This window comes from Microbacterium terregens, assembly GCF_039534975.1.
Classification (GTDB): Bacteria; Actinomycetota; Actinomycetes; order Actinomycetales; family Microbacteriaceae; genus Microbacterium; species Microbacterium terregens.
On sequence record NZ_BAAAWH010000001.1, the window covers coordinates 2,589,789 to 2,608,246 of the forward strand.

Sequence of the window (18,458 nt, forward strand, 5' to 3'; positions counted from 1 at the left end):
TGGTCGGGCTCCCCCACGATTTCCGGGTCGCGAGGACTGATCGTCGCCCGCCGACGTCCCTATGCTGATCTGGTGGGCTCGTGTCCGTGCCGCCCGCACCTTCGCTAACAACCCTCTGGTCCTAAGGAGCAGGCGTGTCCTCGAACGATAAGTCGGCAGAGACGAACATTTCCCACGACCGGGAGGACGCTCCCGACTCGGCACCGCAGCACACGGCGGCGCCTGCGCCCGAGGATGTCCCACGCCAGGCCGGGAGCGCGCAGCCGTCCGCCGTGCCGAGCGTGGGGCCCGCGAACATCGGCGTGGTCGGTCTCGCCGTGATGGGCTCGAATCTCGCCCGCAACCTCGCCAGCCGGATCGGCAACACCGTGGCGATCCACAACCGCAGCCGCGGAAAGACGGATGCGCTGATGTCCGAGCACCCGGAGGCCGGTTTCGTCCCCTCGTACGACTACGAGGAGTTCGCCGCGTCCCTGCAGAAGCCGCGGACCGCGATCATCATGGTCAAGGCCGGGGCGGCCACCGATTCGGTCATCGACGCGCTGGTGGACGTCTTCGAGCCGGGCGACATCATCGTCGACGGTGGCAACGCGCTGTTCACCGACACCATCCGCCGCGAGAAGGCGGTCCGCGAGACGGGCATCAACTTCGTCGGCATGGGCGTATCGGGCGGCGAGGAGGGCGCGCTACTGGGTCCCTCGCTGATGCCGGGCGGGTCGGACGAGTCGTGGGACACCCTGGGGCCGATCCTGAGGTCCATCGCGGCGATCGCCGAGGGCGAGCCGTGCGTGACCCACGTCGGCCACGATGGCGCCGGCCACTTCGTGAAGATGGTGCACAACGGCATCGAGTACGCCGACATGCAGCTGATCGCCGAGGCCTACGACCTGATCCGCCGCGGTACCGGGCGAACCCCGGCGCAGATCGCGGAGGTGTTCGCCGAGTGGAACGAGGGCGAGCTGGAGTCCTACCTGATCGAGATCACCGCGGAGGTACTGCGCCAGGTCGACGCGGACACCGGGAAGGCTCTGGTGGATGTGATCCTGGACCAGGCCGGCGCCAAGGGTACTGGCGCGTGGACGGTGCAGACCGCGCTGAACCTCGGCGTCCCCGTCTCGGGGATCGCCGAAGCGGTCTTCGCCCGTTCGCTCTCCAGCCACCCCGAGCAGCGCGCCGTATCCGGCGACCTGCCCGGGCCGGCCGAGTCGCTGTCCGTCGCGGACCCCGACGCGTTCATCGAGGACGTCCGTCTGGCCCTGTACGCGTCGAAGATCGTCGCCTACTCGCAGGGTTTCGACGAGATCCGCGCCGGTGCGGCGGAGTACGACTGGGCGATCGACCTGGGTGCGATCTCGAAGATCTGGCGCGGAGGCTGCATCATCCGCGCGCAGTTCCTCAATCGCATCGCCGACGCCTACGCCCAGACCCCGGACCTGCCGGTCCTGCTGACCGCGCCGTACTTCGTCGACGCGCTCACGCGGTCACAGGACGCGTGGCGACGGATCATCGCGACGGCCGCAGGCGCCGGCATCCCCGCCCCTGCGTTCTCGTCCTCGCTGTCCTACTACGACGGCCTGCGCGCGAAGCGACTGCCGGCGGCCTTGATCCAGGGTCAGCGCGACTTCTTCGGAGCGCACACCTACAAGCGCATCGACAAGCCCGGCACCTTCCACACTCTCTGGTCGGGCGACCGCACCGAGATCGAAGCCGAGGACACCCACTAGCAAGCAGGGCGCAGCCTCACCCGGGCCGCACGTTGTGGTTGCGGCAGAACACGTTTCCCGGATCCCAGTCGCGCTTGACGGCCGCGAGGCGCGCCATCGTCTCGGGTGAGAACATGTGCGAGACCAGTCCCGGCTCGGTCGACATGGTGAAGTTGCCGTAGAACCCTTCGCCGAGCGCTTCGATCGCATCCCAGTCCGCGGCGATCCGCGACCGGCCGGCGTCATCGAGCATCCCGGGAATGTCGAAGGCGAAGGCCATCGCGAACCAGGTGGCGTCGCGCGCGGGGAACGCGGAGGCATCCTGCGGGACGTCGCCGAACGCTCCGCCCAGTGATCGCAGCAGCAACGCCGACGGCTCGTGCGTCTCGCGGAACGCGACGAGTCTCTCCAGGGCGTCCTCGCTCAGCTCGTGCAGCAGCGTGTTGCCGCCGATCAGGCCGGGCATCGGTTGGTCCGGGTCGGCGGCCGGAGCCTCGATCAGGATGCCGGGATACGCCCGCGCGCCCAGTTCCATCTCCTCGACGCCGTCGAGGGCGAGCAGCGGCGCGAGCGCGGCTCGTGCGGCCGCTTCGTCATCGCCGATCCAGCACGCTGTGATGCCCGCACCGGCGGGCGCGTTCGGGTCCATCGGCGGGACGTGCATGTAGGTGACGGTGAGTTCGCGCGGCGCGACCTTCATGGCGTCGCGCAGGGCACGGAGCACCGCCCGGCTGTCGCCGGTCACCGCGAGGGTGGCGAACACGACCGAGCGCAGTTCATGGGCGCGGAAGTCGAATCGCGTGACGACCCCGAAGTTGCCGCCGCCGCCGCGCAGCGCCCACATCAGGTCGGGATGGGACTCGTCCGTCGCCTCGAGGACGTCGCCGGACGCGCTCACGATCTGCACGCCGACCAGCTGGTCGGCGGCCAGGCCCCAGGCGCGGACCATCCACCCGATCCCACCGCCGAGCGTGAGACCGCCCACGCCGACCGAGGCGGTGTCGCCGGAGCTGAGGCCGAGACCCCGTTCCGCCAGGACCGCGGCCACGTGTCCCCACGTGGCGCCGCCGCCGACGCGGACGAGCGTGCCGTCGACCTCCACCTCTCTGAGCGCCGAGACGTCGAGCGCGAGACCACCGGGCACCGCGCCCCACGCGCTGTGCCCGCCGCCGCGCACCACGATCGGCACGCTCTCGGCCGACGCCCAGCGCACGGCCGCGACGACGTCATCCACCGATCCGGCACGCACGATCACGTCGGGTTCGCCGACGCCCGAGTGGAAGTGCCGCGCCGCCTCCCACCCGTCATCTCCCGGCGCGAGAGCGCGTCCGGGCAGTTCGGAAATCAGCCCATCGATTCGCATCGCACAGACGATACCCGAGGCCACCGACGTGCGTCGAGACCCCTCGGCGCACCGCTAGAGCCAGCCGCGGCGCTTGAAAATCGCGTAGAGGGTCAGACTCGTGGCGAGCATGGCCAGCAGCGCCAGCGGATAGCCGAACGTCCAATGCAGCTCGGGCATGTTGTCGAAGTTCATGCCGTAGATCGTGCCGACGAGCGTCGGTGCGAACAGGATAGCCGCCCAGCCGGACACCTTCTTCACCTGCTCGTTCTGCTGCAGCCCGGTCTCGGTCATCCGCCGCATGGCCTCGTTGTTCTCCTGCTCGACGAGGCTGGCATGGACGGTGAGGGCGTTGTCGAGGGTGTGGCGGAAGGCGTCCACGCGGTCGACCACGTGGCCGGCGCGGTCCCCGAGCTCGCGGAACGCCGGCGATTCCCGCCCATCGGCCCGCTCGGAGAGCACCGCCTGCATGCGGTCGAAGATGTCGATCAGCGGTGAGGTCGCGTGCTGCAGGTCGATCACCTCGCGCTGGAGACCGAAGATGCGTCGGGAGACCGCCGGCACCTGCGAGAAGAGCTCCTGTTCGATTTCGTCGATGTCGGTCTCGACACCGTCGATCACGGGTCCGTAATCGTCCAGCACACGGCTGAGCAGCGCCCAGACGATGCCGTACGTTCCCTTCGCGAGGATCGCCGGATGCTGTTCCAGCTCCGCGCGGACACCATGGACGTCGATGTCGTCGTCCTGGACCGTGACCAGAAAGTCCTCGCCCACGAAGAAGTCGACCTCCGAGAAGTCGACCGTCTCGGACGCGTCGAGATAGCGGGCGGGCTGCACCACGAGGAAGGACATCGCACCGTACCTCTCGAACTTGGCGCGCTGGTGTCCTCGCAGACTGTCCTTCACCGCCAGCGGGTGCAGATCCAGGAGCGTCTGCACCTCGCCGAGCTCCTCGGCGTCCGGCGAGCGCAGCCCGATCCACACCATGCCGCCCTCGGCGCGCGCCTGCCGGACCGCATCGGCGGGAGCCGCACCCTCGCCGATGCGGGTGCCGCCGACGTAGACCGCAGTGTCGATCAATGCCATGCCAGCCACGATAAGCGCGCATGACGGCGGTTAGGGTCGGGACATGGCACCGTTACGGATCCTGTACATCGGCGGCACCGGCACGATCAGCGCTGCGAGCGTGCGACGCTCCGTGGCGCTCGGCCACGACGTCACAGTGCTCAACCGCGGCTCTGCGCGCCGGCCCCTCCCCGACGGCGTCCGCGAGCTGGTTGCGGACGTGCACGACGCCGACGCGCTGCGCCGTGCCGTCGGCGGGGAGCAGTTCGACGTCGTCGCGGAGTTCCTCGCGTTCACGCCCGCGCACGTGCGCACCGATCTCGCTCAGTTCGAGGGACGCTGCGGCCAATACGTGTTCATCAGTTCGGCATCCGCCTATCAGAAGCCGCCCCAGCGACTGCCGGTCACCGAATCCACTCCCCTGCGCAATCCCTTCTGGGAGTACTCCCGCGAGAAGATCGCCTGCGAGGACGTCCTGGTCGAGGCGTACCGCGACCGCGGCTTCCCCGTCACGATCGTGCGGCCGTCGCACACGTACGACGAGCGCATGATTCCGACGATGGGCGCGTGGACCGACATCGCGCGCATGCGGGCGGGCAAGCCCGTGGTGATCCACGGCGACGGCACGAGCCAGTGGACGCTGACCCACAGCGAGGACTTCGCGGTCGCCTTCACCGGGCTGCTGGCCAACCCGGCGGCGATCGGCGAAGCGTTCACGATCACCGGGACGCACGCCCCGACCTGGAACCGGATCTACGGCTGGCTCGCCGATGCCGCGGGAGCGCCGGACGCGGACTTCGTGCACGTCGCGTCGGACGCGATCGCCGCCCGCTCGCCGGAGCTGGGCCCCGGCCTCCTCGGTGACAAGTCCCATTCGATGGTCTTCGACGTCAGCAAGGTGACGGCGCTCGTTCCCGAGTTCCGCACCACGATCACCTTCGACGAAGGCGCGCGTCGCATCATCGCCCACTTCGATGCCCATCCCGCCGAGCAGATCGTGGATGCCGAGCGGGACGCCCTCTTCGACCGCTTGGCCGCGTACGCCCGTTCGTCGGGCTGACGCCCGCTGCCCCGATCTCACAGCAAGCGCATAGCCGGCTCCATAGCAACCACATAGGTGCGGGAGCACAATGGCAGCATGGCCGCCACCGCTCTTGCCCCTGCACTTCGCCGTCCCGACGGCTCCGCACTTCGCGTCCTGGTCGTCGACGACGAGCAGATGCTCACCGATCTGCTCTCCATGGCGCTGCGCATGGAGGGCTGGGAGGTCCGCACGGCGGGCTCCGGATTCGAGGCGCTGCAGGCGGCCCGCGACTTCGAGCCGGACGCGATGGTTCTGGATGTGATGATGCCCGATCTGGACGGGATGGCCGTCCTGCAGCGCCTGCGCCACTCGGGCAACGACGTGCCGGTGCTCTTCCTCACGGCGAAGGACGCCGTGGCCGACCGCGTCGCGGGGCTGACCGCCGGCGGGGACGACTACGTCACCAAGCCCTTCAGCCTCGAGGAGGTCGTCGCGCGCCTTCGGGGACTCATGCGGCGTGCCGGGACCGCCCAGTCCGCGGAGGCGGAGCCGATCCTGCGTGTGGGAGACCTCACTCTGAACGAGGACAGCCACGAGGTCGAGCGCGGCGGCGACCAGTTCGAGCTGACCGCCACGGAGTTCGAGCTTCTCCGCTTCCTGATGCGCAACCAGCGCCGCGTCGTGTCGAAGGCACAGATCCTCGACCGCGTCTGGAACTACGACTTCGGCGGACGCTCGAGCGTCGTCGAGCTGTACATCTCATACCTGCGCAAGAAGATCGATCACGGCCGTGAGCCGCTGATCCACACCGTCCGCGGCGTCGGCTACATGATCAAGGCGCCGCAGTGACCTCAGCACCCCCCACGGGGTCCATCCCGGCTGTCGCGCCGACGACGGATGCCGACGACGACGTTCGTGAAGAGGCGTCGACGCGCCCCCCGCGCCACGCACGTCCTCGGTGGAGCCTGCAGACGCGGCTGATGGCGACGGTCATCGGCATCGTCTCTCTCATCCTGGTCATCGTCGCGATCGCGACCAGTGCCGCCCTGGGCCGCGTGCTCGAGGCGAACCTCGACACGCGGCTGGAGAACGCCGCCCAGCAGGCCGGCGAGTCGCTGCAGACACCTCAGTTCCCGCCGGCGGCACGCGATGCGTCCGACGTGCTGGCCGAAGGACCCCAGGAGCCGGGCTTCCTCTTCGTCGTCCAGTCGGCCAGCAGCGGGGTATCCGGGGCGTACATCGGCGGCGATGGCGAAGTCGTTCGCCTCACCGCTGACCAGATCACCGGCGTGGTGGGCGCGATCGACGCCGGCGGGTTCACCACCATCTCGCTGGGGGATGACATCGGCGACTACCGCATCCGCCTGGTGCAGGGAGACAACTTCATCGGCATCGCCGGGCTTCCGGTCTCGGAGGTGCGCAGCACCATCGGCGCCACCCTGACCACCATCGCCCTCGTCACCGCCGGAGGTCTGCTCCTGCTCGCCGCGGCCATCGCGTTCGTGATCCGCGCCGGCCTGAAGCCGCTGCGCGCGGTCGCCGACACCGCGACGCGCGTCGCCGCGCTGCCGCTCGCCGAGGGGGCCGTCTCGATCACCGAGCGCGTGCCCGACGACGAAACGGACGAGCACACCGAGATCGGACGCGTGGGGCATGCGCTGAACACCCTGCTGGACCACGTCGGCGAATCACTCGATGCCCGCCAGCGCAACGAGGAGCGGATGCGCCGATTCGTCGCCGATGCCAGTCACGAGCTGCGCACCCCCCTGGCCTCCATCCGCGGGTACTCCGAGTTGTCGCTGCGCGCGCTGCGCCAGGCGGATGCCGTGTCGGAGGATCAGAACACCGTCACGTCGCTGGAGCGCATCCAGGCGCAGTCGATCCGCATGACCCGGCTCGTCGAGGACCTGCTGCTGCTGGCCAGGCTGGACGAGGGGCAGGAGCTCGTGCATGGCACCGTGGATCTCTCGCGGCTCGCGATCGAGGCGATCGCCGATGTGCGGCCGGCCGGGCCGGACCACCGGTGGGAGCTCGATGTGGGAGAAGAGCCGGTGCTGATCAGGGGTGACGCTTCGCGACTGCACCAGGTCGTCGGCAATCTGCTCGCCAACGCGCGCACGCACACGCCGGCCGGCACCCACGTCACCCTCAGCGTGACCTGCGAGGGAGCGGATGCCGTGCTTCGCGTCCACGACGACGGGCCCGGGGTCGACCCGGCGATCGCGGACGAGCTGTTCGAGCGGTTCTCGCGAGCGGATCGTTCGCGCGCCCGGCAGACGGGCGGCACCGGCCTGGGTCTTTCCATCGCGCGGGCGATCGTGGCGGCGCACGGCGGAGCTCTCACGGTGCGCAGCAGGCCCGGCGACACCACGTTCGAGGTGCGGCTGCCCATCCCGGAGTCCACTCCCCCGTCCGAGGTCAGTAGCCGCTGAACGCGTCCGTCGTGATGGACCGTGCGCGTTCCAGGGCGGGAGCCAGGTCGGCGATCAGTCCCGCGGGGCCGGAGATGTACACGTGCCGCGCGGCGATGTCCGGGACCACCTGCAGGAGACCCTCCGCGTCGAGCCGGACGCCGCGCGCCCACAACCAGTGGCGGGGCAGATCCTGCGGCCGGTCCCGCGTGAAGACGACGACGGGCACACCGGACGCCTCCAGCTCATCGCGGAAAGCAAGCTCCGAGGCCTCGGCCGCGACGTACACGAGGACGACGTCGCGGTCCTCGCCGGCGAGGCGCAGATGCCGAAGCTGTGAGACGAACGGGGTGATGCCGATGCCGGCGGCGACCATGAGCACGGAGCTGGTCGGCTTCTTCGGCAGGATGAAATCGCCCCACACACCGGTCACCGCCAGCGCATCGCCGGTGGACAACTGGGCCAGCGCCTTCTTGTACGAGCTCTGCGACTTGGCGCCGGGCACCTCGCGGAACGCCACCGACAGCAGCGGCAGGTCCTCGGGCGCCGACGCGATGCTGAACTCGCGGCGCGTCCCCCGCGCATCGGCATGCCGGTGCGGCACGTCCAGCTCGAGGTACTGGCCCGGGATGAAGGCGAGGCGACGACGCGCACGGAAGGTGAGCAGGTGCACCGTCGGGGTCAGCATCGCACGCGACTCCAGCGCCAGCTTCACCGCCGACCGAGCCGAGAACGCGAACGCGAACGCCAGCAGGTTGCCGATCAGCAGGGCGCGCTCCTGGCCGAGGCTGATCACGCCGAGATCGATCGGCCACCCCACCAGCACACCGACGAGGCCGGCGACGGTGAACTGCTGCCAGCGGCGCGGGGGCAGGGTGAGGGGTTCGGAGAGCATGAATGCGCCCAGGAACAGGATCGGAGACGACCACAGCAACGGCCAGAGCACGTCGCCGATCTCCACCGGCAGGCCCGCGGCCTGATACTGCGCCGAGGTGCGCAGCACCCCCACCGCGACCGCGGCGACGACGAACACCGTGATGACGCGCACCTTCTCGGTGCGCACCAGCACCGCCAGGCCGAGGACGATCACCGGCCCCGCGAGAACCGGCGTGCCGACCCACCACGAGGATGCGCCCAGGCTCGGGACGGCGAGACCCACGAGCGTCAGAACCGTCGCGCCCACGGCCGCCGGGTTGAAGATGTGCCGGCCGCGCCAGGCCAGGACGTACTTGGACAGGGATGCCGCGGCTCCCGCGAGCGCAACACCGGCCAGCCCCGCCGGGTCGAGCGTCGGCCGCAGCACGAACAGCAGGATCGCCGCGGTGATCAACGACGACTCCAGCCGCCACGGCAGGCGCACGATCGCCTGGGCTGCGGCATCCACACCCACGCAGACGACCGACAGAACGACGGCTGTGACCAGCAGTTCCCACGGTGTGGGCACCACCAGTCCGAAGAACGAGGCGACCAGCGCCAGGAACGAGAGTGCACCCAGCGCGAGCAGCGCGAGCCGGTACATCGAGACGCGTCCGAGTACCGCGAACACGCGATTCCACAGGGAGGTGAAGGTTCCGATCACACGAACAACTCTGCCGTACTGCCGGGCGACCACTCGACGCGGCCGTCCGTGGTCATGCGCACCCACTGCACGTCCCAGTCCGCGGCGAGTCGAGGGCCGCCGTCGAAGAACAGCGCGGTGGCGATCGCGTCGGCGCGCATCGCGGTGGATGCGATGGCCCAGGTGGCGGCGATCGCGCGCACCGGCTCGCCGGTGCGCGCGTCCAGGACATGATGCAGTCCGTCCCCCCACGCACGCCGGTTGGTGGCGGAGGCGCACAGGGCGGCATCCGTCACCTCGACGACGCCGATCGCGCGACGCGCGTCATACGGGTGCTCCAGCCCGATGCGCTGCGCTGCGCCGCGGACCGCGAGGTCTCCGCCGGCATCGACCACCACCCCGCCGGCGGTCCACGGCGCGAGGACCTCGACGACGCGGTCCACCAGGCGTCCCTTCCCGAGCGCGCCGACGTCGAGAACCGCGGGTTGCGATAGGCGCAGCATCCCGCCCGTCCATGAGACGATCTCTCGCCAGCGGGCAGGAGCCGGCAGCGCACCGCGGTCGACGAGCCCATAGTCGGCGTCGTACCCGCGTGCCGACAGCGACGCCCCGACGAGCGGATTGACCGCGCCGTCCGTCGCGGCGCTGAGGGCGACGAACGTGTCCATCATGTCCGCGGTATCGGCCGGCGCGGGCAGGGTGGCCGCCCCACCAGCGAGTGCCGCGACGACCGAATCGGTGCGGAACCGCGACCATTCCCGATCGAACGCCGCGATCGCCTCGGACACTGCCGACCGTGGCCGCGCACCCAGCGGTTCGGGGGTCTCGACCTGCCACCCGGTGCCGATGGCTTCGAATCGCCAGACCGCGGGCGGGCTGCCGGTGTGGGCGGGCACCGGTGGCTCGCCTACCCCGCGGCTTCGGACTTGATCGTCTCGATCGCCTGGTTGAAGCCGCCGCTGGTCAGCGACGATCCGGCGACCCGGCTCACGGAGATCTCGTCGATGTCCTTGCCCACGACGACGTCGGCGATCCCCCCGATGAAGCGCCCCTGGTACTCCTCGGACTCCCGCTTCTGCGGCTCGCCCGCCACGGTGACGTCCGTGATCACATCGTCCTCGAGCGACACCGTGACCACGACGGTCTCGACGCTCTCGGGCGTGGCGTACGAACCCTCTGCGGTGTACGTGCCGTCCGCATAGGTGCTGTCGGCGGGCGACGGGGCCGCATCCGGCGATACCGGTGCCGCGGTGGTCGTGCTGCGCGGCTCGGGAGCGGCGGTCTCGGCGTCGGCCGGGGCATCCGTCGGGCTGCACGCGGCGAGCGCGAAGGCGCCCGCCACGGCGACGACGGTGGCTCCGACTCGGATCGGGCGCGATCGGGCGGCGGTGCGGATCATCATGGTCCTCCTGCGATGCCTCGCGGCGGTCGTGGTGTCGATGTCGGTGTCTGCGCGACGAGTCTCGCCGACCAACCTATGAGCGGTCGTTGAACGCAGGCTGAAAAGCTCATGCCCGTCCACGCCGGCGGAGCGCCTTGAGAACCTCGACCGCCAGGAAGATGACGATCGACAGGGCGATCGGGGGGCCCCACGACCCGACCGCGAGCGGCCGGGATCCGAACAGGTCGTTCATGAACGGCACGTAGGTGTAGATCAGCTGGAAGACGAGCAGCGCCAGCGCCGACCACCACACCGCCGGGTTGCCGCGCAGCACATCGGGGGTGAGACTCGACCGGCTCAGGAAGCGGCAGTTGAACAGGTACGCGAGCTGCCCGAGTGCGAGCATCGCGACCGCCTCGGTGCGCGCGTAGGCGATGTCGGTGCCGCCTGCCACAGCGCCGTAGAACACACCGAGCGTGGCGCCGCCGATCAGCAGCGAGACGAGCAGGACGAAGCCGAGCTCGCGCGCCGACACGATCGACCCGCCGGGGGCGCGCGGCGGCCGCGACATGATGCCCTTCTCGGCCGGCTCGTACGCGAGGGCGAGCGAGAGCGTCAGCGCGGTCACCATGTTGACCCAGAGCACCTGCACCGGCGTGAGAGGCAGGGCGAGCCCGAAGACGACCGCCACGAGGATGACCAGCGCCTGCGCGCCGTTCGTGGGCAGCAGGAAGACGACAGACTTGCGCAGGTTGTCGTAGATCCGCCGCCCCTCGCGGATCGCGCCGCGGATGGTGGCGAAGTTGTCGTCCGCGAGGACGATCTCGGCGGCCTCCTTGGTCGCCTCCGTGCCCTTGATCCCCATCGCGATCCCGATGTTCGCGCGGGTGAGGGCGGGTGCGTCGTTGACGCCGTCCCCGGTCATCGCGACCACTTCGCCATGCGCCTGCAGGCCCCGCACGATCCGGATCTTGTGCTCCGGGCTGGTGCGCGCGTAGACGTCGACATCGCGAACCACGTCCTTGAGCTGCTCCTGGGTCAGGGCCTCCAGCTCGCCGCCGGTGAGCACGCGCGCATCCGCGTCCTCGACGATGCCCATCTCACGGCTGATCGCCAGGGCGGTGCCGGCGTGATCACCGGTGATCATCTTCACGCGGATGCCCGCGGTGTGGCAGTCCGCGATCGCCTCGATCGCCTCCGGCCTCGGCGGGTCGAGGATGCCCCAGACGCCGAGGAACTCCAGGCCCTCCAGATCGTCCAGTGCGATGAGGTCGCGGGCTCGGTCCACCGGCAAGCGGGCCGCTGCCAGCACCCGGAGTCCGGTGCCGCCGAGTTCGGCGACCACGGCGTCCCAGCGGGCCGGGTCCAGCGGCTCGCGTCCGGCCGTGCCCCGTTGCGTCGTCGATCTCCCCAGCAGCCGGTCCGGCGCCCCCTTCACCAGAATGGCGCGCGAGCCGTCCGCCGCCTCGTGCAGCGTCGCCATCAGCTTGTGGGCCGAGTCGAAGGGGACCACGTCCACCCGGCGCGCGCCGGCGGAACTGACCCCGCCTTTCCGCGCGACGACCTTGAGCGCGCCCTCGGTAGGTTCGCCGACGAGGCTCCAGCCCCCGGACGCCGCGTCCTCGGCGCTGTCGCGAACCAGATGGGCGTCGTTGCACAGCGTCGCGACCGAAAGGATCGCCGCGACATCCGCACCGGGTGCCCGCCCGTCGTCGGCGACGATCTCGCCGATGGGCTGGTAGCCGAGGCCGGTGACCTGGTAGGCCGCGACGGGTGTCACGATGCGACGCACCGTCATCTCGTTCTTGGTGAGCGTGCCGGTCTTGTCCGAGCAGACCGTGGTCACCGAGCCCAGCGCCTCGACGGCCGGCAGCTTGCGGGTGATCGCATTGTGTCGCGCCATCTGCTGCACGCCGATCGCCAGCGTGATGGTCACCAGCGCGGGCAGCCCCTCCGGAATGGCTGCCACCGCGAAGCCGATCGTCGCCGAGATCAGCTCGGCGAACGGCATCCCATGTCCGAACCGTCCGATCGCCAGCATGAGCACGGCCATGCCGAGGATGACCAGCGTGAGCTTCTTGCCGAAGTCGTTCAGCTGCTTCGTCAGCGGGGTTTCCAGCGAGCCGGCATCGCCGACGAGTTCCTGGATCTTTCCGATCTCGGTCGCGGCCCCCGTCCCCGTGACGATTCCCCGAGCCTGCCCGGCCGAGACGATCGTCCCGGAAAAGGCCATGGACGCCCGGTCGCCGACGCCCGCCTCGGCCGGGACCGGGTCGACCCCCTTGGACGCGGGCACGGACTCACCGGTCAGCGCGGACTCGTCGATGCGCAGCTGCGCCGCCTGGAAGAGCCGCACATCCGCCGGCACCTTGTCGCCCGGCGCGAGGCGGATCACATCGCCCGGCACCAGTTCCGCGGCGGGCACGGTGTTCCAGCCGCCGTCCCGGCGGGCGCGGGCGTGGACGGACAGCATCCCGCGGATGCCGGCCAGCGCCGTCTCCGCCCGGCCTTCCTGGACGAACCCGATCACGGCGTTGATGACCGCGACGCTCATGATCACCCAGAAGTCCAGCCAGTCGCCCATGATCGCCTTGATCGCGGCCGCACCGAGCAGGATGTAGATGAGCGTGTCGTTGAAGTGAACCAGGAAGCGCAGGATCGCGGGTTTGCGCGGCGGCGGGGGCAGCTCATTCGGCCCGACGGCCTGCAGTCGCGCCGCCGCCTCGGCGCTGGTGATGCCGCCGACATCGGTGCGCAGAGCGCTCTGCACCTCCGGCACCGCCCGCGCGAACGGGCGATCGACGACGAGGGATGTTGCGCCGGCCGGGAGAGTCATGGCTGCATCCGCGCGGCTATGCGGCCCCGTCGAACATGCTCGTGACCGACCCGTCCTCGAACACCTCGCGGATGGCGCGGGCCAGCAGCGGCGCGATCGGCAGGATCGTCAGCGCGGGGAACAGCTTGCTGTCCGGGATCGGCACCGTGTCCGTCACGACGACCTCGTCGATGGCTTCGCACTGCAGGCGCTCGACGGCCGGATCGCTCAGGATGGCATGCGTGGCAGCGACGATGACGCGTTCGGCGCCGTTCTTCTTGAGGGCCTCCGCGGCCTTGACGATCGTGCCGCCGGTGTCGATCATGTCGTCGACGAGGAGGCACACCCGACCGTCGACCTGACCGACGATCTCATTCACGGTCACCTGGTTGGCGACGTTCGGGTCGCGACGCTTGTGGATGATCGCGAGAGGAGCGCCGAGGCTGTCGGACCAGGTGTCGGCGACCCGCACCCGGCCGGTGTCCGGCGAGACCACCGTGAGCTTCGCGCGGTCCTCTGCGGAGAGCGTCCGCTGGAAGTACTCCAGAAGCACCGGCTTGGCGAAGAGGTGGTCGACGGGGCCGTCGAAGAAGCCCTGGATCTGCGCCGCGTGCAGGTCCACGCTCATCACGCGGTCCGCCCCTGCGGTCTTGAGCAGGTCGGCGACCAGACGCGCGCTGATCGGCTCACGGCCCCGGCTCTTCTTGTCCTGCCGCGAGTACGGGTAGTACGGAGCGACGACGGTGATCCGCTTGGCGGATGCGCGCTTGGCGGCATCCAGCATGATGAGCGTCTCCATGAGCCACTCGTTGACCGGCGGGCCGAAGCTCTGGATCAGGAAGAAGTCGCAGCCGCGGATCGACACCTCGAACCGGGTGAGGATCTCGCCCGACGCGAACGTGCGGTACTCGGTGGGCACCAGCTCCGTGCCGATCGCGGCGGCGACGTCCGCCGAAAGCGTGGGGTGCGAACGCCCACCGGCGACCACGAGGCGCTTCTTGGTCTTGGCGACAAGTCCGGGGGCGATATCGTGCTCGCGATCGAGATCAACCGTCTTCTTCTTGCGCGCCATCGTCTGCCTTCTGTGCCGACCGGGCCTTGGCCGCAGCGTGCGCCGCGCCGGTTCCCGATCTGTTGGTCTCGACCCATCCCTCGACGTTGCGTTGAGGGGCCACGCTGAGCGCCAGTGCGCCGGGGGGCACATCCTTGCGGATCACCGCGCCGGCCCCGGTCTTCGCGCCTGCTCCGATTCTAACGGGCGCCACGAAGACGTTATGCGACCCGGTGTGGACCTCGTCGCCGATCTCGGTGCGGTGCTTGGTCAGGTCGTCGTAGTTCGCGGTGATCGCGCCGGCGCCGAGGTTGACGCCGGTGCCGATCGTGGTGTCGCCGATGTACGACAGGTGGGGCACCTTGCTGCGTTCGCCGATCGTGGAGTTCTTCGTCTCGACGAACGTGCCGATCTTGCCGCGGTCTCCGAGGTAGGTGCCGGGACGCAGGTAGGCGAACGGGCCGACGGTGGCACCGGCGCCGATGACGGCGAGCGTGGCATCGGTGCGCGTGACCGACGCGTTCTCGCCCACCTCGCAGTCCACCAGGCTGGTGTCCGGACCGACGGTGGCACCCGCGGCGACCGTGGTCGCCCGGAGGATGTGCGTGTTGGGAAGAACCGTGACATCCGGTGCGAGCGACGCGGTCACATCGATCCAGGTCGTGGCGGGGTCCAGGATCATCGCGCCTTCGAGCTGCCAGCGGCGCACCGTGCGGGCATTGAGCAGTCGCGCCGCTTCGGAGAGCTGGACGCGGTCGTTCACGCCGAGCGCCGCTGTCGCATCCGTCGCCTGCGAGACGCCGACCGTGAGGCGCGAGTCGCGCAGCAGCGCGACGACGTCGGTCAGGTAGCGCTCGCCCTGGGCGTTGGCCGTGCCGACGAGCGAGATGTGCTGGCGCAGGGGCGCCGCCTGGAAGACGTAGACACCTGCGTTGATCTCGGTGACGGATGCTTCATCCTCGGTGGCGTCCTTCTGCTCGACGATGCGCTGAACGCCCCCGGCGGAGTCGCGGATGACGCGGCCGTAGCCGGTCGCATCCGCCACGACGGCGCTGAGCACGGTCGCCGCGGCTCCGCTCTCGCGGTGCGTTCGGATGAGCCGGGCCAGCGTGTCGTCATCCAGCAGCGGCACATCACCGCTGAGCACCAGGACGTCCCCGGCGAAGTCGGGCACCTGCGCCAGCGCGATCTCGACGGCGCGGCCCGTTCCCGGTACCTCGTCCTGGTCGACGACGACGATCTCCGGTGCGATGTCCAGGACGAGGTCGGCGACGAGGTCGCGCTCGTGGCGCACGACGACCAGGACGCTCTGCGGGTTCAGCGCGCGGGCCGTGTCCAGCACGTGTCCGAGGAGCGGGCGCCCGCCGATCCGGTGCAGGACCTTCGGCAGGCTCGATTTCATCCGCGTGCCCTGGCCTGCGGCGAGGATGACGACGGCCAGCTGGGGTTCGGTGATGTTCTCGGACATGCTCCGCCGCCAGGATTCGAACCTAGACCTAACAGCTCCAAAGGCTGTCGTGCTGCCATTACACCACGGCGGACCGCGGCCCCCGCCTGCAGAGGGGGCGGCCGCCCGATAAGTCTGCCAGACGCCCGCTCGGCGTCCGCGTGTCGCCTTCGCAGTCCTGCGCCTGCGCGCCGCGCGACGTCGAACGCCGGGGCGATATCGCCCGCCACGGCAGCCGCGGCGCGCGCGGCCGCAGGAACTCCCCGAGTTTCGACGGCAGCCGACCCGCACCTCGACGGATCTCGTGTGGTCGGGCGGCGTGCCGACGGCCGACCACGATAATGAGGACATGGCTCAGGAGACGGACGAGGTCGACCGGATCGTCGGCGCGTGGACGACGCAGCGGCCCGACCTCGACTTCTCGCCCCTCGAGGTCCTCTCCCGCGTCGACCGACTCTCTCGGCATCTGGACCGCGCCCGTCGCGATGCGTTCCGTCGCAGCGACCTCGAGCCGTGGGATTGGGACGTGCTGTCCGCCCTGCGCCGCGCGGGCGAACCCTTCCAGCTCAGCCCGAAGCAGCTGCTCCAGCAGACACTCGTCTCGAGCGGCACCATGACCAACCGCATCGACCGGCTGGTCGGCCGCGGTCTCGTGCATCGCAAGGCCGACCCGGGCGACGGGCGCAGCATCCTGGTCACCCTCACCGAGGACGGCCGTATTCGGGTGGATGCCGCGATCACCCGCCTCGTCGACGCGGAGGCCCTGCTGCTGGAGACGCTGTCGCGTTCGGACCGCGAGCGCCTGGCGGGGCTGCTGCGCAAGCTCAGTCTGGGATTCGACGCCTGAGGCACCTGAGGGGACGCACAGGCGCCCGGGCGTAGAATCCTGTGTGCCCATCTCCGATCAGCAACCCGCCTCGCGCGAGCCCGAATCCGTCGATCACGGTCCCAGCGGCGTCGACCCGGTCGAGTTGCAGATCGCCCTCCGGGTCCTGGCACAGCTGGACGAGGTCGACCAGCAGCACCCCGACTACAAGACGGTGCGCCGCGCCACGGCGAACATGTTCAAGTCCGCCAAGAAGGTGCGGCGGCTGGAGAAGCGTGCGCTCATCGCCGATGCGGACCGCTCCGTGGTCGCGGCCACCGCCACCGGCGCACCGGACCGGATCGATGACGAGACGCGCGGGATTCCGCTCGCGATCACGTCCGGCGCGTCCTCGGCCGGGACGCTGATCAAGGCGCGGGCGTGCTACATCTGCAAGCAGCCGTACACGCACGTCGACGCGTTCTACCACCAGCTGTGCCCGACGTGCGCGGCGATGAGCCATGCCAAGCGGGAAGCCCGGACCGATCTGTCGGGGCGGCGTGCTCTGCTGACCGGCGGTCGCGCCAAGATCGGCATGTACATCGCGCTGCGACTGCTGCGCGACGGCGCCCACACCACGATCACCACGCGCTTCCCCCGCGATGCGGTGCGCCGCTTCACGAGCCTGCCCGACTCCGCGGAATGGATCGACCGGCTCCGGGTGGTCGGCATCGACCTGCGCGATCCTGCCCAGGTGATCGGCTTGGCCGATTCGGTGGCCGCGCAGGGGCCGCTCGACATCCTGATCAACAACGCCACGCAGACGGTGCGCCGCTCGCCCGGTGCGTACCAGCCGCTCGTCGACGCCGAGCTCGCCCCACTGCCGGACGGCCCTCTTCCGGAGCTGGTGACGTTCGGTCATACGAACGACCCCCACCCCCTCGCCCTCGCCCAGTCCGTCAGCGCGCACCCGATCCTGGCCGCGGCGGCCACCCGCGCCGAGGAGTTGACCGAGCAGGCGATGACCGCCGGCTCCAGCTCGCTCGACCGCCTCGCGGCCGGCACCGCCATCGACGCCGGGGGCCTGCTGCCCGACCTGCACGACTCGAACTCGTGGACCCAGCACGTGCAGCAGGTGGACCCGCTGGAGATGCTCGAGGTGCAACTGGCGAACACCACCGCCCCGTTCCTGCTGGTCTCGCAGCTGCGTCCTTCGCTGGCCGCCAGCCCGGCGCGGCGGACCTACGTGGTCAACGTGAGCGCGATGGAAGGAGTCTTCGGCCGCGGATACAAGGGCCCCGGGCATCCGCACACGAACATGGCCAAGGCGGCCGTGAACATGCTCACCCGGACGAGCGCCCGCGAGATGTTCGAGACCGACGGCATCCTGATGACCAGCGTCGATACCGGATGGATCACCGACGAACGGCCGCACCCCACGAAGGTGCGCCTGGCCGAGGAAGGCTTCCACGCCCCGCTGGACCTCGTCGACGGCGCCGCGCGCGTGTACGACCCGATCGTGCGCGGCGAGGCGGGTGAAGACATCTTCGGCGTCTTCCTGAAGGACTACGCGGTCGGCAGCTGGTGAACCCGGCGGAGCTCCTGCGGCGCGCACCGATCGGCGCGCGCGTCGTGGTCCGCTCCCTACTGGAGGACGGCCGCGCGACGGATGCACTGGGCTATCTGCGATCGAGGGATGCCGAGCACATCGTCGTGGAGACCCGGCGCGGGCTCGAATCCGTCGCGCTGGCGGACGTGATCGCCGCCAAGGCGGTACCGCCGCCCCCGGTCGCGCGACCCCGTCGTTCCCCTCCCGCGCCCCCGGCGTGCTGACGCGCCACCCAATGGGGCTCCGC

Annotated in this window: 15 protein-coding genes and 1 tRNA gene; 7 read left to right on the forward strand and 9 right to left on the reverse strand. The window is 70.2% G+C overall.

The window, feature by feature from the left end; genetic code table 11:
* The first annotated feature begins 272 nt into the window (after positions 1-272).
* Positions 273-1,724, forward strand: a complete 1,452-nt coding sequence (gene gndA / locus ABD655_RS12025; RefSeq protein ID WP_378721210.1) for an NADP-dependent phosphogluconate dehydrogenase — start codon at positions 273-275, stop codon at positions 1,722-1,724.
* A 16-nt stretch (positions 1,725-1,740) separates the two neighbouring features.
* Here the strand turns inward: gndA and ABD655_RS12030 are convergent, their stop codons facing one another.
* Positions 1,741-3,066 carry an FAD-binding oxidoreductase gene (locus ABD655_RS12030; RefSeq protein WP_344714228.1) on the reverse strand — a complete coding sequence of 442 codons (1,326 nt, stop codon included), beginning with the start codon at positions 3,064-3,066 and terminating at the stop codon, positions 1,741-1,743.
* A gap of 54 nt (positions 3,067-3,120) precedes the next feature.
* On the reverse strand, positions 3,121-4,131 hold the full coding sequence (locus tag ABD655_RS12035) for a magnesium and cobalt transport protein CorA (protein ID WP_344714229.1): 1,011 nt from the start codon (positions 4,129-4,131) through the stop codon (positions 3,121-3,123).
* A 43-nt stretch (positions 4,132-4,174) separates the two neighbouring features.
* Between ABD655_RS12035 and ABD655_RS12040 the strand changes: the two genes are divergently transcribed.
* The 3 genes from ABD655_RS12040 to ABD655_RS12050 all read left to right on the forward strand — a co-directional run bounded on the left by ABD655_RS12040 (position 4,175) and on the right by ABD655_RS12050 (position 7,566).
* Complete coding sequence (locus ABD655_RS12040) at positions 4,175-5,170, forward strand: NAD-dependent epimerase/dehydratase family protein (protein ID WP_344714231.1); 996 nt, start codon at positions 4,175-4,177, stop codon at positions 5,168-5,170.
* 78 nt (positions 5,171-5,248) lie between these two features.
* Positions 5,249-5,983 (forward strand): response regulator transcription factor, encoded by a 735-nt coding sequence (locus ABD655_RS12045; protein WP_344714232.1) that lies wholly within the window; start codon positions 5,249-5,251, stop codon positions 5,981-5,983.
* Positions 5,980-7,566 carry a sensor histidine kinase gene (locus ABD655_RS12050; RefSeq protein ID WP_344714234.1) on the forward strand — a complete coding sequence of 529 codons (1,587 nt, stop codon included), beginning with the start codon at positions 5,980-5,982 and terminating at the stop codon, positions 7,564-7,566. Before ABD655_RS12045 ends, ABD655_RS12050 begins: the two co-directional genes overlap by 4 nt.
* Here ABD655_RS12050 and ABD655_RS12055 read toward each other — a convergent pair.
* The 7 genes from ABD655_RS12055 to ABD655_RS12085 form a co-directional block, all read right to left on the reverse strand.
* On the reverse strand, positions 7,553-9,124 hold the full coding sequence (locus tag ABD655_RS12055) for an FAD-dependent oxidoreductase (RefSeq protein ID WP_344714236.1): 1,572 nt from the start codon (positions 9,122-9,124) through the stop codon (positions 7,553-7,555). The two genes, ABD655_RS12050 and ABD655_RS12055, sit on opposite strands and share 14 nt — an antisense overlap.
* On the reverse strand, positions 9,121-9,999 hold the full coding sequence (locus ABD655_RS12060; protein WP_344714237.1) for an FAD:protein FMN transferase: 879 nt from the start codon (positions 9,997-9,999) through the stop codon (positions 9,121-9,123). The genes ABD655_RS12055 and ABD655_RS12060 overlap by 4 nt, the downstream gene beginning before the upstream one ends.
* Positions 10,000-10,010: 11 nt before the next feature.
* Positions 10,011-10,502, reverse strand: a complete 492-nt coding sequence (locus ABD655_RS12065) for a hypothetical protein (RefSeq protein WP_378721212.1) — start codon at positions 10,500-10,502, stop codon at positions 10,011-10,013.
* A 109-nt stretch (positions 10,503-10,611) separates the two neighbouring features.
* Positions 10,612-13,320, reverse strand: coding sequence for a cation-translocating P-type ATPase (locus ABD655_RS12070; protein ID WP_344714241.1), 2,709 nt, complete (start codon positions 13,318-13,320; stop codon positions 10,612-10,614).
* 16 nt (positions 13,321-13,336) lie between these two features.
* Entirely contained in the window at positions 13,337-14,371 is a 1,035-nt protein-coding gene (locus ABD655_RS12075; RefSeq protein ID WP_344714243.1) for a ribose-phosphate diphosphokinase, read from the reverse strand.
* On the reverse strand, positions 14,346-15,818 hold the full coding sequence (gene glmU / locus ABD655_RS12080) for a bifunctional UDP-N-acetylglucosamine diphosphorylase/glucosamine-1-phosphate N-acetyltransferase GlmU (protein WP_344714245.1): 1,473 nt from the start codon (positions 15,816-15,818) through the stop codon (positions 14,346-14,348). Before glmU ends, ABD655_RS12075 begins: the two co-directional genes overlap by 26 nt.
* A 1-nt stretch (position 15,819) precedes the next feature.
* Positions 15,820-15,891 (reverse strand) — tRNA-Gln (locus ABD655_RS12085).
* Positions 15,892-16,146: 255 nt separating this feature from the next.
* Between ABD655_RS12085 and ABD655_RS12090 the strand changes: the two genes are divergently transcribed.
* Genes ABD655_RS12090 through ABD655_RS12100 form a run of 3 tightly spaced genes read left to right on the forward strand, consistent with a single transcriptional unit; the run spans position 16,147 to position 18,435 of the window.
* Entirely contained in the window at positions 16,147-16,644 is a 498-nt protein-coding gene (locus ABD655_RS12090) for a MarR family winged helix-turn-helix transcriptional regulator (RefSeq protein ID WP_344714247.1), read from the forward strand.
* A 43-nt stretch (positions 16,645-16,687) separates the two neighbouring features.
* The gene (locus ABD655_RS12095; protein ID WP_378721100.1) at positions 16,688-18,190 is read left to right on the forward strand and encodes an SDR family NAD(P)-dependent oxidoreductase; all 1,503 of its coding nucleotides are present in this window, start codon (positions 16,688-16,690) and stop codon (positions 18,188-18,190) included.
* A gap of 44 nt (positions 18,191-18,234) precedes the next feature.
* Positions 18,235-18,435: a hypothetical protein gene (locus ABD655_RS12100; RefSeq protein WP_344714249.1), complete on the forward strand. Its 201-nt coding sequence runs from the start codon at positions 18,235-18,237 to the stop codon at positions 18,433-18,435.
* Positions 18,436-18,458: the final 23 nt, after the last annotated feature.

Excerpts from the sequence above, each read along its gene's own strand:
- ABD655_RS12035 (WP_344714229.1), bottom strand. The coding sequence starts at position 4,131 with ATGGCATTGATCGACACTGCGGTCTACGTCGGCGGCACCCGCATCGGC.
- ABD655_RS12040 (WP_344714231.1), top strand. The coding sequence starts at position 4,175 with ATGGCACCGTTACGGATCCTGTACATCGGCGGCACCGGCACGATCAGC.
- ABD655_RS12045 (WP_344714232.1), top strand. The coding sequence starts at position 5,249 with ATGGCCGCCACCGCTCTTGCCCCTGCACTTCGCCGTCCCGACGGCTCC.
- ABD655_RS12030 (WP_344714228.1), bottom strand. The coding sequence starts at position 3,066 with ATGCGAATCGATGGGCTGATTTCCGAACTGCCCGGACGCGCTCTCGCG.
- ABD655_RS12065 (WP_378721212.1), bottom strand. The coding sequence starts at position 10,502 with ATGATCCGCACCGCCGCCCGATCGCGCCCGATCCGAGTCGGAGCCACC.
- ABD655_RS12090 (WP_344714247.1), top strand. The coding sequence starts at position 16,147 with ATGGCTCAGGAGACGGACGAGGTCGACCGGATCGTCGGCGCGTGGACG.
- ABD655_RS12075 (WP_344714243.1), bottom strand. The coding sequence starts at position 14,371 with ATGGCGCGCAAGAAGAAGACGGTTGATCTCGATCGCGAGCACGATATC.
- glmU (WP_344714245.1), bottom strand. The coding sequence starts at position 15,818 with ATGTCCGAGAACATCACCGAACCCCAGCTGGCCGTCGTCATCCTCGCC.
- ABD655_RS12070 (WP_344714241.1), bottom strand. The coding sequence starts at position 13,320 with ATGACTCTCCCGGCCGGCGCAACATCCCTCGTCGTCGATCGCCCGTTC.